Raw genomic sequence first — 13,736 nt, 5'->3', positions numbered from 1 at the left:
GGCCACCGCGCCGACCGCGCCCGAGGAGGCGGCCGTCGTGGTCGTCCCGTCGGCCGCGGCGGAGGACGCGGAGGCGCCCGCTCAGGCTCCTGACGGCGAGGTGGCGGCGGCCAAGAAGACCGCCCGCAAGGCGGCCAAGAAGGCCACGGCGAAGAAGGCCGCCACGAAGAAGACCGCGGCCAAGAAGACGGCCGCGAAGAAGGCGACGGCCAAGAAGGCGGTCAAGACCGCCAAGACGGCCGCCGCGAAGGCGACGGCGAAGAAGACCAGCACGGTCTCCGCGCCCGCCGACGAGGGCTGACACCTCTGCCGTGCGGCCGGCCCCCAGGGGCCGGCCGCACGGCCGTGTGCGGGGCCGTACGTCCGCACGTCCGGTGAGCTGGTCCGCAGCCGTCCGCCGTGACCGGCCCCACACCCGCGGGGCCCGGTTTGACCCTCTCGTGCGGGACCCGTAACCTTGAGCGTCGGTGTGTCACTGAGCACGCCACATCCCCGTAAACCTCTTCCTCCCGGACGCACGGCTGGCCGGGAGAGGTCGCCCGTGTCGGGCGGCTGGCCTGCGGGGGTGCCGTTCCCGAGCGAAAGAGAGATCCGCGTGTACGCCATCGTGCGCAGCGGTGGTCGCCAGCACAAGGTTGCTGTCGGCGACATCGTTGAGGTTGACAAGATTTCCACGGCCAAGGTTGGCGACACGGTCGAGCTCTCGACCCTGCTCGTTGTCGACGGCGACTCCGTGACCAGCGACCCGTGGGTGCTGGCCGGTATCAAGGTCCAGGCCGAGGTCGTGGACCACCACAAGGGCCAGAAGATCGACATTCTGCGCTACAAGAACAAGACCGGCTACCGCCGTCGCCAGGGCCACCGCCAGCAGTACACGGCGATCAAGGTCACGTCGATCCCCACGGCTGCGAAGTAAGGGACTGAGGAGAAATGGCACACAAGAAGGGCGCATCGTCCACCCGGAACGGTCGCGACTCCAACGCCCAGCGGCTCGGCGTGAAGCGCTTCGGCGGTCAGGTCGTGAACGCGGGTGAGATCCTGGTCCGCCAGCGCGGCACCCACTTCCACCCCGGCGCCGGCGTCGGCCGTGGCGGCGACGACACGCTGTTCGCCCTGCAGGCCGGTGCGGTGGAGTTCGGTACCCACCGTGGCCGCAAGGTCGTGAACATCGTTCCGGTCGCCTGAGTCGTCGATCACCTGATCAACTGATCGCCTGATTCGGCACCGAACGCTTCGCGAGGCGGACCTCACTTCCCGTTCGGGAAGGCGGGTCCGCCTTTCGCGTGTTGACACGTCGACATACCCATTCGTTTCTGGAGGCACTGAACCATGACCACCTTCGTGGACCGCGTCGAGCTGCATGTCGCCGCGGGTAACGGGGGCCACGGCTGTGCCTCCGTGCACCGGGAGAAGTTCAAGCCGCTGGGCGGCCCGGACGGCGGCAACGGCGGCCGGGGCGGTGACGTCATCCTCACCGTCGACCAGTCGGTGACGACGCTCCTCGACTACCACCACTCCCCGCATCGCAAGGCCACCAACGGCAAGCCCGGCGAGGGCGGCAACCGCTCCGGCAAGGACGGCCAGGACCTGGTGCTGCCGGTGCCGGACGGCACGGTCGTGCTGGACAAGGCGGGCAACGTGCTCGCCGACCTGGTCGGGCACGGCACGTCGTACGTCGCCGCCCAGGGCGGCCGGGGCGGCCTCGGCAACGCGGCGCTGGCCTCCGCCCGCCGCAAGGCGCCCGGTTTCGCGCTGCTCGGCGAGCCCGGGGACCTGCACGACATCGTCCTGGAGCTGAAGACCGTCGCCGACGTGGCCCTCGTCGGCTACCCGAGCGCCGGCAAGTCCTCGCTCATCTCCGTGCTGAGCGCGGCCAAGCCGAAGATCGCCGACTACCCGTTCACGACGCTCGTGCCGAACCTCGGTGTCGTGACCGCCGGTTCGACCGTCTACACCATCGCCGACGTCCCGGGGCTGATCCCGGGCGCCAGCCAGGGCAGGGGACTCGGCCTGGAGTTCCTGCGGCACGTGGAGCGGTGCAGCGTGCTGGTGCACGTGCTGGACACCGCGACCCTGGAGTCCGACCGCGACCCGGTCTCCGACCTCGACGTCATCGAGGCGGAGCTGCGCGAGTACGGCGGCCTGGACGACCGGCCCCGCATCGTCGTCCTGAACAAGGTGGACGTGCCCGACGGCAAGGACCTGGCCGAGATGGTCCGGCCCGACCTGGAGGCCCGCGGCTACCGGGTGTTCGAGGTGTCGGCCGTCGCGCACATCGGCCTCAGGGAGCTGACCTTCGCGCTCGGTGACCTGGTCGCCAGGGCGCGCGCCGCGAGGCCGAAGGAGGAGGCGACGCGGATCGTCATCCGGCCCAAGGCCGTGGACGACGCCGGTTTCACCGTCACCCGCGAGGAGATCGGTGGCGAGCCGCTGTTCCGGGTGCGCGGCGAGAAGCCCGAACGCTGGGTCCGCCAGACCGACTTCAACAACGACGAGGCCGTCGGCTACCTCGCCGACCGGCTCAACCGCCTCGGCGTGGAAGAGCAGTTGATGAAGGCGGGCGCCCGCTCCGGCGACGGTGTCGCCATCGGCCCGGAGGAGAACGCGGTCGTCTTCGACTGGGAGCCGTCGGTCATGGCGGGCGCGGAGATGCTCGGCCGCCGCGGCGAGGACCACCGCCTCGACGAGCAGCGGCCCGCGGCGCAGCGCCGCAGGGACAAGCAGGCGGAGCGGGACGAGGCACTGGGCGAGTACGAGGACTTCGACCCCTTCCAGTAGGGGCGGCCCGTCTCCGGGCAAGGGCGGCCGGTCCTGTCTCCGGGCAGGGGCGGCCGGTCCGCCGACGACTCACCTGCCTCCCACGGTGCTCTCAGGTAAGTCTCAGGTGACAGGTGAGTTCTTACCGTCCCTTGGCCATGGAGACGGACTGCACGAAAGACGCCGTGGCCCTGCCCGCGGGAACCCGGCTGCTGCACATCGGCCCGCACAAGCGGCCGGCCCCGGACACCTCGAATGGATCTCTTACCCTGGCCGAGACCGAAATGCTGCGCAATCTTGATGTGGAATTCCGCGGCAATGGACTGCCCGACGAGCTGTATTCGCGGCTGGTCCGCAACGGCGCTGTGTTGCATATGAAGAACGCATGCACGCCCACGCCCCGGGACCGGAAGATCGTCACGCCCCGCTGGGCGGTCGAGGCCGCGGCCGCGATCGGCGCCGAGGCGGCCGGGCGCGTCGGCGCGCTGGGCGTGCGGGTGCTCGGCGATCCGGCGCTGCTGCGGGCCGTGCCGCAACAGCCGGGAGAGGCCCCCGCGGAGCCGCGCATCGCGCCTGACGTGGCGGCTCGCGCGCTGTACGGCGCGCTCGCCGCCGCGGCCTCGGCGCCGCTCGGCGCGCAACCGGTGCGCACGGTGCATCAGACGCTGTCCAGGGAACTGGTGCGGGTGCTCGGACACCGCTGTCTGAAGCGGCTCGGCCGGCGCTGAATGTCCCGTGTGCCGCCCTTGTGGACTTACTCACAGCAAATTCATGGGTGTTCGCCGGGGCAAGCCCAATCACCGGGCGTGCAAGGTGAATGACTGGTTGCGCTCACATATGCATGGGATGTCGCTCACCTTGCACTCCCCTTACCGAAAGTGGGAGCATTTCACGGTTCCCTGTCGCCCCAAGGTAGGTCAGCCTGTGTCCCAGCACATAGCCAAGCCCCGAACCACCGCAGTGATCCTGGCCGGTGGCACCGGTCAGCGGGTGGGTCTGTCGATCCCCAAGCAGTTGCTGAAGATCGCCGGCAAGGCAGTCATCGAGCACACCCTGACCACTTTCGAGAAGGCCGACTCGATCGACGACATCATCGTGCTGATGGCGCCGGGCTATGTGCCGGACATCGAGAAGATCGTCGCCAAGGCCGGCTTCACCAAGGTCAAGAAGATCATCGAGGGCGGCGCGACGCGCAACGAGACCACCGAGCGCGCCATCGAGGCCCTCGGCGAGGGCCTGGCAGAGGGCGAGGACCTCAACGTCCTCTTCCACGACGCCGTACGCCCGCTGCTCTCGCAGCGCGTCATCGACGACTGCGTGGCCGCGCTCGAGCGCTACCAGGCCGTCGACGTGGCCATCCCGTCCGCCGACACCATCATCGTCACGCGCACCCACGGCGGCGACGGCGAGTTCATCACCGAGATCCCGGACCGCTCCCGGCTGCGCCGCGGCCAGACCCCGCAGGCCTTCCGGCTGTCCACGATCCGCCGCGCCTACGAGATCGCCGCCGGCGACCCCAACTTCCAGGCCACGGACGACTGCTCGGTGGTCCTCAAGTACCTGCCGGACGTCCCGATCCACGTCGTCGCGGGCGACGAGTACAACATGAAGGTGACGCAGCCGGTCGACGTCTTCATCGCCGACAAGCTCTTCCAGCTCGCCTCCACCGCCGCGCCCGAGCAGAAGGGCGAGGAGGCCTACCGCGAGCTCCTCACCGGCAAGACGGTCGTCATCTTCGGCGGCTCCTACGGCATCGGCAAGGACATCGCCGAACTCGCCGAGTCCTACGGCGCGAAGGTCTACGCCCTCGGCCGCTCCACCACCGGCACCCACGTGGAGAACCCGGAGGAGGTCGACGACGCGCTGTCCAAGGCGTACGCGGAGACCGGCCGGATCGACTACGTCGTCAACACCGCGGGCGTGCTGCGCATCGGCAAGCTCGCCGAGACCGACAACGCCACCATCGAGGAGGCGCTGAAGGTCAACTACCTGGCCCCGGTGCAGATCGCGCGCTCCTCCTACAAGTACCTGGCCGAGACCAACGGCCAGCTGCTGCTCTACACCTCCAGCAGCTACACCCGCGGCCGCGCCGAGTACTCCCTGTACTCCTCCACCAAGGCCGCCATGGTGAACCTCACCCAGGCGCTGTCCGACGAGTGGGCCGGCGACGGCGTCCGCGTCAACTGCATCAACCCCGAGCGCACCGCCACCCCGATGCGCACCAAGGCCTTCGGCCAGGAGCCCGCGGGCACCCTGCTCTCCTCCGAGGCCGTGGCCCGCACCTCCCTGGACGTGCTGCTGTCGGAGCTGACCGGTCACGTCATCGACGTCCGCCAGCAGGACCCGACCGCCGGCGCCGCGCAGGCCTCCGGCTTCGAGCAGGCGCTCGCCTCGGTGCTGGACCGTCAGGACGGCGTGTAATAATTAGTAAATAGATTTCAGGAATTCAGGCCTCTGCGGTCGCTCATTCACCGGGCGTTCGTAGGGGCCTGAATCCGTACATCGCGAAAACCGTACACCTCGTGAATTACCGGCATATCTCGCCATACCGAACAAAACCGGCACTCCCCCTCCCAGAGCAGGTTTCCCCGTGATATCCACCGCTATTCGCGTCGCCCGGGTGGGCAGCGTGGCCGAGCTGGCCGCGGCGGCCCTCATGATCCTGGGCTTCCCGGCGCTCATGCTGGCCGCGCTCGTCCCGAGCATCCCTGCCTTCGCGGCCGCGGCCGCCGTGACGTACCTGGCGGACCACTATCTGCACCGCAAGGGCAGCTACCTGATCAACCGCCTCAGCAAGGTCCGGGCCGGTCTGTCGATCCGCTTCCTGATCCGGCAGCTGCTGCTCATCCTCCTGCTGGCCCGGTCGTCCCACGGGGGCGACCTGATCTTCTACGGCGCGGTCGCCTGCTTCATCGCCTTCTACGGCCTCCAGGCCCCGCACGGAGCGCTGGTCACCCTCATCCGCAACCGCCGCCGGATGCCGGTCGCCACCCGCAACGTCGACCTGAAGTCCCGCATCCGCATCCCGGACGCCCCGCCCCAGCCCCTGCTGAACCGCAGCGCCGAGAAGATGCTCCACCTCGACCTGTTCGCGGTCGTCGGCATCCTGGTCGCCGCGCAGCTGGACTCCACCGCCGCCGCCCTCACCGGCATCGGCCTCACCGTCGGACTCGGCATCCTGTACGTGCTCGCCCTCGTGCCGTACATCCGCGGCCGGAAGATCCCGCCGACCGCCGAGGTCGTCCTCGCCGCCGTCGACGACTGGCTGGCCGCCTACAAGCCCGAGACCGTGCTCTACTTCTCCGGCTCCAAGGACTCCGCGTACCAGGTCAACATGTGGCTGGAGACCATGGAGCAGCTGCGGACCCGGCCGCTGATCATCCTGCGCGAGCGGGCCATCCTGAACAACCTCGCGCCCACCACGGTCCCCGTCATCTGCGTGCCCGGAGGGGTGCACCTGATGAACATGGACCTGTCGACCGTGCGCGTCGCCCTGTACGCGGCGAACGTCGGCAAGAACATCCACCTGCTGCGCGTGCCCACCATGAAGCACGTCTTCATCGGCCACGGCGACAGCGACAAGCTGGCCAGCGTCAACCCGTTCAGCAAGGTGTACGACGAGGTGTGGACCGCGGGCCGCGCGGGCCGTGACCGCTACGCCATCGCCGACGTCGGCGTCCGCGACGAGGACATCGTCGAGGTCGGCCGCCCGCAGCTCGCGCCCATCAAGACCTGGCAGGGCGCGGCCGACGGCCCCCGCGGCGCCGAGGGGCGCTGCCCGACCGTGCTGTACGCGCCCACCTGGGAGGGCTGGGACGGCAACCCCGGCAACACCTCGATCGTGCTCGCCGGCGAGAGCATCGTGAAGAAGCTGGTGCAGGCCGACCCGCCGGTCCGTGTCCTGTACAAGCCGCACCCCTTCACCGGCACCGTCAGCAAGGAGGCCGGCGCCGCGCACCGGCGGATCACCGCCCTGGTGGAGAAGGCCGCCGCCCAGCGCGCCGCCGACGCACGCTTCACCGCCGACGCCAAGGCGATGGCCCAGGCCAAGGCCGAGCTGGCCCGGATCGAGGCGCGGCTGGCCGAGCTCGCCGGCATCGGCGGGGACAAGGGCGACGAGGCCGAGGCCACCCGGGACGGCGTCGTCGACGTGGCCCGGCACCAGGAGATCGCCCGGCTGCGCGCCGAGTGGAACGACGCCTACTGGCGCTCCTTCCCGTCGTACGAGCACCGTGTGATCACCGGTGCGGAGCCGCGCCTGTACGACTGCTTCAACGTCTCCGACGCAATGGTCTCCGACATCTCCTCCGTGGTGTCCGACTTCATCGCGAGCGGCAAGCCCTACGCGGTCACCGACTCCGGCGAGCTCGGTCACGAGGAGTTCAAGCGGCAGAACACGGCGGTGCGCGCCGCGGTGATCCTGTCCAACGACGCGCGCGAGCTGGGCGAGCTGCTGGACGCCGTGCGCGACCCGTCCGCCGACCCGCTGGCGGACGCCCGGGTCGGCCTCAAGCGCTATCTGCTGGGTCCGGACGAGCCGACGTCCATCGACCAGTTCAACGCCGCGGTGGCCGACCTGGCCCTCAAGGCGGAGGCCCGCAACGTCGGCCAGCAGTCCCGCCTCGGTGCCCGGGAGGGGGCCGAGCTGGCGGGCGCGCTGCCCGGACAGCGGACCGCGCCGGCCGACGACACGGACGGGGCGACCGCCGGCTGACCGGCCCGAACCGCCGTCAGGGCCCGGCCCCGGGGAGCGATCCCGGGGCCGGGCCCCTTCCGTTTCCGGCGGCCGTTCAGGTTTCTCACCGCTGCTTCTCACCTCCGGTGCACCCTCGTGCTGAGCGTCCCTTACCGCCCCTGCGTACTGTCCGATGGGTTCCGCCCCGCCCCGGCCGCCGAAGCGTGTGAGGTGAATCACTGACCGCGCGTCCGCAGGCAACCGGCACCGGTGGTTACCCGTCTAACAGTTTGCGAGTGAGGCGATAATTGAGCCGATACGGGGGAATTGGCCCCGTTGACGGAGGGGGAAGAGTGACCGGCGTGACGCAGCCTGATGTCAGTGTGATCATCGGGGCGTACGAGGCGATGCCGTACCTGGTGGAGTGCCTGGCCTCCGTGGAGGCGCAGACCATCGACCCGGCGCGCCTGGAGGTCATCGCCGTCGACGACGGCTCCACCGACGGCACCGGCGCGCGCCTGGAGGAGTTCGCCGCCCGTGCCCCCATGCCGGTCACCGTCATCCACCAGGAGAACTCCGGCGGCCCCAGCGGCCCGCGCAACGTCGGCCTCGGCAAGGCGGCCGGACGCTATGTGTTCTTCCTCGACGCCGACGACCGGCTCGGCCCGGAGGCCCTGGAGCGCATGGTCGCCATGGCCGACGAGAACGGCACCGACATCGTCCTCGGCCGGGTCGAGGGCATCAACCGCATCCCGCCGAGGTCCATGTGGAGCAGGACGCTCCCGCGCACCGACGTCTTCTCCTCCAACATCAAGTTCACGCTGAGCGCGCAGAAGCTGTTCCGCCGCGAGTTGCTGGAGCGGCACGGGATGCGGTTCGACGAGTCCCTGTGGACCGGCGAGGACGCCCTGTTCACCATGGAGGCGTACCTGCGCGCGAACGGCGTCTCCGTCATCGCCGACTACACCTGCTACTACCTGGTCGGCCGCGAGGACGGCAAGCACGTCACCAAGACCGGCAGCTACACCCTCCGCTTCGACTCCGCGCGCGCCCTGATGAAGCTGATCGCGGACATGGTGCCCGCCGGGGACCGGCGCGACAGCCTCATGATCCGGCCGTTCCTGATCACACTGCACCCGCAGTTCGGGCCGAAGTTCCTCAAGAACGGCGAGAAGGTCCGCCGGCACAAGCTGGCGCTGGCCCAGCCCCTGATGGACGCCTACTGGACGCCCGGCGTGGCCCGGCGCCTGAAGGTCGAGGAGCGGCTGCGGCTGCATCTGGTCGCCCTGCAGCGGCCCGACCTGCTGCTGGACCTCGCCGAGTTCGTCCAGGCGAAGAAGGAGCCCGCCGCCGTCGTCGAGAAGCGCGGCACGCGGGTCTACCTGGCCTACCCGCACTTCCGGTCCGAGACGGCCGGCATCCCCGACGACATCTACCTGGCCGCGCCCCGTGAGGCCCGCGACGTCGAGGGCTACCGTGAGGCCGCCGCCAACACCTTCCTGCGCCGGGCGATCCGCAGGATCCGGCGGACCGTGTTCGAGAAGGAGTTCAAGGCGGCGGCCTGAGGCGGCGCCTTCGCTACTGCTTGCCCGACTGCAGCGCCCGCCGCAGCGGACGGCCCACCACCCGGCGGGCACGCCGGTAGACGGACGTGCCGGGGGCGTCGAACGCGCCCTGCCCCTTCCGGGACCGCCCCAGTTCCTTGCGCAACTTGGCGTTGTCCTCGGTCAGTTCGACGACCTGGTTGTGCAGCCAGCCGAACCGGCTGCTGAGCGAGGCCACATCGGTGTCGTTCCAGGGCCGGATGCCCGGCGGGAACGACAGCGAGCGCATCCGCTTCTCGAAGGCGGCACCGTTGTCGCCGTGCGTGAAGGTGTTCTGCAGCCCGTTCTTGTCCAGGAACGCCATGAACCGGTCGAACCGCTCGCCGTGGTTGCCGACCAGACCGGAGAAGTCGGCCTGCTCGTACAGCCGGGCCGGGTCCGCCGCCTCGGGGTCCTTCGCGGCCTGGTCCAGCCGCCGGTGCGGGATCTCGAAGTAGCGGCACAGCTCCAGCGTGCGCGAGTCGCCGCACAGCACCGTCGCGGGCGTGCCGGCGAGCAGCGCGGCGATGTTGCCGTGGATGCGGGAGCCGAAGGAGAAGTCGAAGTCCCGCAGGTCGTCGATCCAGGTGATCGGATCCACATAGACCCGCACCTTGTCCGCCCGGTACATCGGGTGGTCCGGGTGCGTCGGCATCGCGGTCACGCCGGCGTTGGGGTCCGACAGGTCCCGCCAGTGCAGCTGCCGCGCGTCGCTGAGGTTCTGGCCGATGAACCGCAGGTTCGGGTAGTGGGCGTGGGTACGCTCGATGATCCGGCCGAGGCCCTGCTTCTTGACCGCGCTGTGCGAGCCGTTGACCGCGATCCGCGACCCGGCCGTCAGCTCCGGCACCCGCTTGCGCACGTCGAGGTCGCGGCCGTACATGAACAGCGACGGGCAGCCGATGACCTCCACGTCCCGGAAACCCATGTCGCGCAGGTACTGCTCGGTGAACTCGCCCCGCACGCCGATCGACGCGCTGCGCTCGAGCACCGCCGAGCAGAACGCCCGCACGGTCGGCTCGATCCGCTTCAGCCGCGCCGGGTCGTAGCTCACGCCGGTCTGCGCGCCCACGCCGAGCACGACCACCGGGATCCGCAGCCGGGAGATGAGCCGGGTCAGACGCGCCAGGGCGGTCTCGAAGGACGGGCGGAACGCGTTGGCGAGCGGCACGACGAAGGCGTCGTACTCCTCGTTGATGCGCGCCGCCGCGGACACCTCTGTCCGTCCGCCGTTCGAGACGACCTCGGTGTCCGCCGTCTGCAGGATCTTGTGCGCAGCGTCCTGGAAGATGAGGTTGCCGGAGTTGGTGGCGATCACGTCCTGGTGGAGGGCGTCCTCCACCGACAGGACGTCGTACGGATTCTTGCCCGATCTGAGCAGGATGCGTTTCGTTTGGCGAACATTAGGTGACACGACGATCAAGTTAAGTTTGTCAGACGTTTAATTTCTATAGGCAACCAGTACAACCTTTTTGCCGTAAGCAACGCGTGAGCAAATGGTTACGAGCCTCTGTCCGATGGCTGGGACCGGCACGCACCGGGCGATCCACTTCGCGTAGATTGCCGGACACAGGCAGCCGGAACCGGTCGAGGGGACAACAGGCAAGGTGGCAAGCGCAAGGCAGGCCGTGGTCGAGGCCCGCAGGATCGTCGTCAAGGTGGGCTCCTCCTCGCTGACCACCGCCGCGGGCGGTCTGGACGCCGACCGCGTCGACGCGCTCGTGGACGTCCTCGCCAAGAGCCGCGGCCGGGGAGAGCGGGAGGTCGTCCTCGTCTCCTCCGGCGCCATCGCCGCCGGGCTCGCCCCCCTCGGCCTGCGCCGGCGCCCCAAGGACCTCGCCCGCCAGCAGGCCGCCGCCAGTGTCGGCCAGGGCCTGCTCGTCGCCCGCTACACCGCCTCCTTCGCCCGCTACGGCATCCGCGTCGGGCAAGTCCTGCTCACCAGCGACGACATGAGCCGCCGCGCCCACCACCGCAACGCCTCCCGCACCCTCGACAAGCTGCTCGCGATGGGCGCCTTCCCGATCGTCAACGAGAACGACACCGTCGCCACCGACGAGATCCGCTTCGGCGACAACGACCGCCTCGCCGCCCTCGTCGCCCACCTCGTCCACGCCGACCTGCTGGTCCTCCTCTCCGACGTCGACGGGGTCTACGACGGCGACCCCGGCAGGCCCGGCACCTCCCGGATAGCCGAGGTGCGAAGGCCCGAGGACCTCGCGGGCGTCGAGATCGGCAGCGCGGGCAGGGCCGGGGTCGGCACCGGTGGCATGGTCACCAAGGTCGAGGCCGCCCGGATCGCGGCCGCCGCCGGCGTCCCGGTGGTGCTGACCAGCGCCGTGCACGCCGCCGAGGCGCTCTCCGGCGGCGACACCGGCACCTACTTCCACCCCACCGGCAAGCGCTCCGCCGACCGGCTGCTGTGGCTCCAGCACGCCTCCACCCCGAAGGGCGCGCTGACCCTGGACGACGGTGCCGTGCGCGCGGTCGTCGAGCGGCGCAAGTCGCTGCTCCCCGCGGGAATCGCCGCCGTCGAGGGCGAGTTCAGCGCGGGCGACCCCGTCGAACTCCGCGACACGGCGGGCCGCGCGGTGGCCCGTGGGCTCGTCAACTTCGACGCCAAGGAGATCCCGCAGCTGATCGGCCGCTCGACCCGCGAGCTGGCGCGCGAACTGGGCCCCGCGTACGAACGCGAGGTCGTACACAGGGACGACCTGGTGCTCCTGCACTCGTAAAACGGGACGTAACGGCAGCCCCCGGTGGGGGACGTTCCGTAAAACCGCCCCGCGCTGCCGTACGGCCTGCTCAACTTTGTGTCAGAGACACGTCCCGAGTCGTGGGTGAAGGAGGCCGTCGTGAGACGAGTGCGCCCTGGGGTGGCAACCCGCGGTGCCCTGACGAGCGTCGCGGCCGGAGACACCTACGAGGAGCCGCGGGACCTTCCCCGGCTCTGGCATGTCACCCTCAGCGTCGCCGGGCCGGAGGTCTCCCTCACCGACCTGCGGCGGGCCCTGGAACAGCTGGCTCACGACCACCCCTTCCTGCTGACCAGCAGATACGCGAGCGACCACGCCGAGATCCGGTACTGGGAGGAGGCCCGCGACCTGCACGACGCCGCCGCCGTCGCGCTGCGCCTGTGGGGAGAGCACCGCCACAGCGCCGGGCTGCCCCCGTGGGAGATCGTCGGCCTCGAGGTCATCGACCGCGAGACCTACCACCAGCGCGTCGCCGAGGGCTACGGCCCGCCGCCCGCGACCCCGGTGGGCGTCCACCCCTTTTGAGCGCTCTTGACCTCGTATTTCGCGGTCCGCCGGATCTCTGGCGGTTCGATCGTCGTCTCGGTGTTCGGGATGAGCGGTGACCGAGCCGCCCTGCGCACTACCCTTCCCTCATGACCACGCTCTCGCCGTACGACTCGATGTCCCCGGTCACCCAGGCCGCCTACCGGGCCAAGGCAGCCGCCGCCGACCTCGCGCCGCTGCCGCGCGCCGTGAAGGACGACGCGCTGCTCGCCATCGCCGACGCCCTGGAGGTCCGGACCAGCGAGATCGTCGAGGCCAATGCCAAGGACGTGGCCAGGGCCCGGCAGGGCGGCACCAGCGAGGCCATCGTCGACCGGCTCACCCTCACCCCCGAGCGGGTCCGCGCCATCGCCTCCGACGTCCGCGACGTCGCGAAGCTGCCCGACCCGGTCGGCGAGGTCGTCCGCGGCTCCACCCTGCCCAACGGCATCGACCTGCGCCAGGTCCGTGTCCCCCTCGGTGTCGTCGGCATCATCTACGAGGCCCGCCCCAACGTCACCGTCGACGCCGCCGCCCTCTGCCTGAAGTCCGGCAACGCCGTCCTGCTGCGCGGCTCCACCTCCGCCCACGCGTCCAACGCCGCTCTCGTCCGGGTCATCCGGGACGCGGTCGGGGGCGCCGGGCTGCCCGCCGACGCCGTCCAGCTGGTGCCGGGGGAGAGCCGCGAGAGCGTGCGCGAGCTGATGCGCGCCCGCGGCCTCGTCGACGTGCTGATCCCGCGCGGCGGCGCCTCCCTCATCCAGACCGTGGTCAGCGAGTCCACCGTCCCGGTCATCGAGACCGGAACCGGCAACTGCCACGTCTACGTCGACGCGCAGGCCGACATCGACACCGCCGTCGAGATCCTGATCAACTCCAAGGCCCAGCGGGTCAGCGTCTGCAACGCCGCCGAGACCCTCCTCGTCCACCAGGACATCGCCCCGGACTTCCTCCCGCGCGCCCTGGACGCCCTCGCGGAGGCCGGCGTCACCGTCCACGCCGACGAGCGGGTCATGGCCTACGCCAAGGACTCCAAGGCCACCGTGGTCGAGGCCACCCCGGAGGACTGGGAGACCGAGTACCTGTCCTACGACATCGCCGCCGCCGTGGTGGACTCCCTCGACAAGGCCGTGGAGCACATCCGGCTGTGGACCTCCGGCCACACCGAGGCGATCGTCACCACCTCCCAGCAGGCGGCCCGCCGCTTCACCCAACTGGTCGACTCCACCACCGTCGCCGTGAACGCCTCCACCCGCTTCACCGACGGCGGCCAGTTCGGCTTCGGCGCGGAGATCGGCATCTCCACCCAGAAGCTGCACGCCCGCGGCCCGATGGGCCTGCCGGAGCTGACCAGCACGAAGTACATCGTCACCGGCGACGGGCACGTGCGCCGCTGAGCATCCCCCGGACGGCGCAGCCGGGCGCGCGTCCGAAAGGCAT

The 13,736-nt window shown here is 70.3% G+C and carries 12 protein-coding genes; 11 read left to right on the top strand and 1 reads right to left on the bottom strand.

The window, feature by feature from the left end; all coding sequences use genetic code 11:
* From ACLU3S_RS19775 to ACLU3S_RS19740, 8 genes are all read left to right on the top strand, one after another.
* Positions 1-301 (top strand): hypothetical protein (locus tag ACLU3S_RS19775; RefSeq protein ID WP_413953225.1); only part of this gene is annotated, 301 nt, incomplete at its 5' end.
* 294 nt (positions 302-595) lie between these two features.
* Positions 596-916, top strand: a complete 321-nt coding sequence (rplU, locus tag ACLU3S_RS19770; protein ID WP_028422127.1) for a 50S ribosomal protein L21 — start codon at positions 596-598, stop codon at positions 914-916.
* 14 nt (positions 917-930) lie between these two features.
* Positions 931-1,185, top strand: a complete 255-nt coding sequence (gene rpmA / locus ACLU3S_RS19765; protein WP_023550764.1) for a 50S ribosomal protein L27 — start codon at positions 931-933, stop codon at positions 1,183-1,185.
* 144 nt (positions 1,186-1,329) lie between these two features.
* Positions 1,330-2,778, top strand: coding sequence for a GTPase ObgE (obgE, locus tag ACLU3S_RS19760; protein WP_413953224.1), 1,449 nt, complete (start codon positions 1,330-1,332; stop codon positions 2,776-2,778).
* Positions 2,779-2,915: 137 nt separating this feature from the next.
* On the top strand, positions 2,916-3,485 hold the full coding sequence (locus ACLU3S_RS19755) for a hypothetical protein (protein WP_413953223.1): 570 nt from the start codon (positions 2,916-2,918) through the stop codon (positions 3,483-3,485).
* A 196-nt stretch (positions 3,486-3,681) separates the two neighbouring features.
* A complete protein-coding gene (locus ACLU3S_RS19750) occupies positions 3,682-5,178 on the top strand; it encodes a D-ribitol-5-phosphate cytidylyltransferase (protein WP_413953222.1) in 1,497 nt (498 codons plus the stop codon).
* 199 nt (positions 5,179-5,377) lie between these two features.
* A complete protein-coding gene (locus tag ACLU3S_RS19745; protein ID WP_413953228.1) occupies positions 5,378-7,471 on the top strand; it encodes a hypothetical protein in 2,094 nt (697 codons plus the stop codon).
* A 323-nt stretch (positions 7,472-7,794) separates the two neighbouring features.
* Positions 7,795-8,997 carry a glycosyltransferase family 2 protein gene (locus ACLU3S_RS19740; protein WP_413953221.1) on the top strand — a complete coding sequence of 401 codons (1,203 nt, stop codon included), beginning with the start codon at positions 7,795-7,797 and terminating at the stop codon, positions 8,995-8,997.
* Positions 8,998-9,010: 13 nt separating this feature from the next.
* Here the strand turns inward: ACLU3S_RS19740 and ACLU3S_RS19735 are convergent, their stop codons facing one another.
* Positions 9,011-10,429, bottom strand: coding sequence for a polysaccharide pyruvyl transferase family protein (locus ACLU3S_RS19735; RefSeq protein WP_413953220.1), 1,419 nt, complete (start codon positions 10,427-10,429; stop codon positions 9,011-9,013).
* Between the two features lie 214 nt (positions 10,430-10,643).
* Between ACLU3S_RS19735 and proB the strand changes: the two genes are divergently transcribed.
* From proB to ACLU3S_RS19720, 3 genes are all read left to right on the top strand, one after another.
* Positions 10,644-11,750, top strand: a complete 1,107-nt coding sequence (gene proB, locus ACLU3S_RS19730) for a glutamate 5-kinase (protein WP_413953227.1) — start codon at positions 10,644-10,646, stop codon at positions 11,748-11,750.
* A 120-nt stretch (positions 11,751-11,870) separates the two neighbouring features.
* Positions 11,871-12,296, top strand: a complete 426-nt coding sequence (locus ACLU3S_RS19725; protein ID WP_413953219.1) for a hypothetical protein — start codon at positions 11,871-11,873, stop codon at positions 12,294-12,296.
* A gap of 110 nt (positions 12,297-12,406) precedes the next feature.
* Complete coding sequence (locus ACLU3S_RS19720; RefSeq protein ID WP_413953218.1) at positions 12,407-13,693, top strand: glutamate-5-semialdehyde dehydrogenase; 1,287 nt, start codon at positions 12,407-12,409, stop codon at positions 13,691-13,693.
* Positions 13,694-13,736: the final 43 nt, after the last annotated feature.

The sequence above is a fragment of the Streptomyces sp. AF1A genome (assembly GCF_047340315.1).
GTDB lineage: Bacteria > Actinomycetota > Actinomycetes > Streptomycetales > Streptomycetaceae > Streptomyces.
Note: the sequence above shows the minus strand (reverse complement) of the source record. Positions and strands in the feature narration are given on the sequence as shown.

Coding starts and splice junctions, on each gene's coding strand:
- rpmA (WP_023550764.1), top strand. CDS start 931: ATGGCACACAAGAAGGGCGCATCGTCCACCCGGAACGGTCGCGACTCC.
- obgE (WP_413953224.1), top strand. CDS start 1,330: ATGACCACCTTCGTGGACCGCGTCGAGCTGCATGTCGCCGCGGGTAAC.
- ACLU3S_RS19755 (WP_413953223.1), top strand. CDS start 2,916: ATGGAGACGGACTGCACGAAAGACGCCGTGGCCCTGCCCGCGGGAACC.
- ACLU3S_RS19720 (WP_413953218.1), top strand. CDS start 12,407: ATGACCACGCTCTCGCCGTACGACTCGATGTCCCCGGTCACCCAGGCC.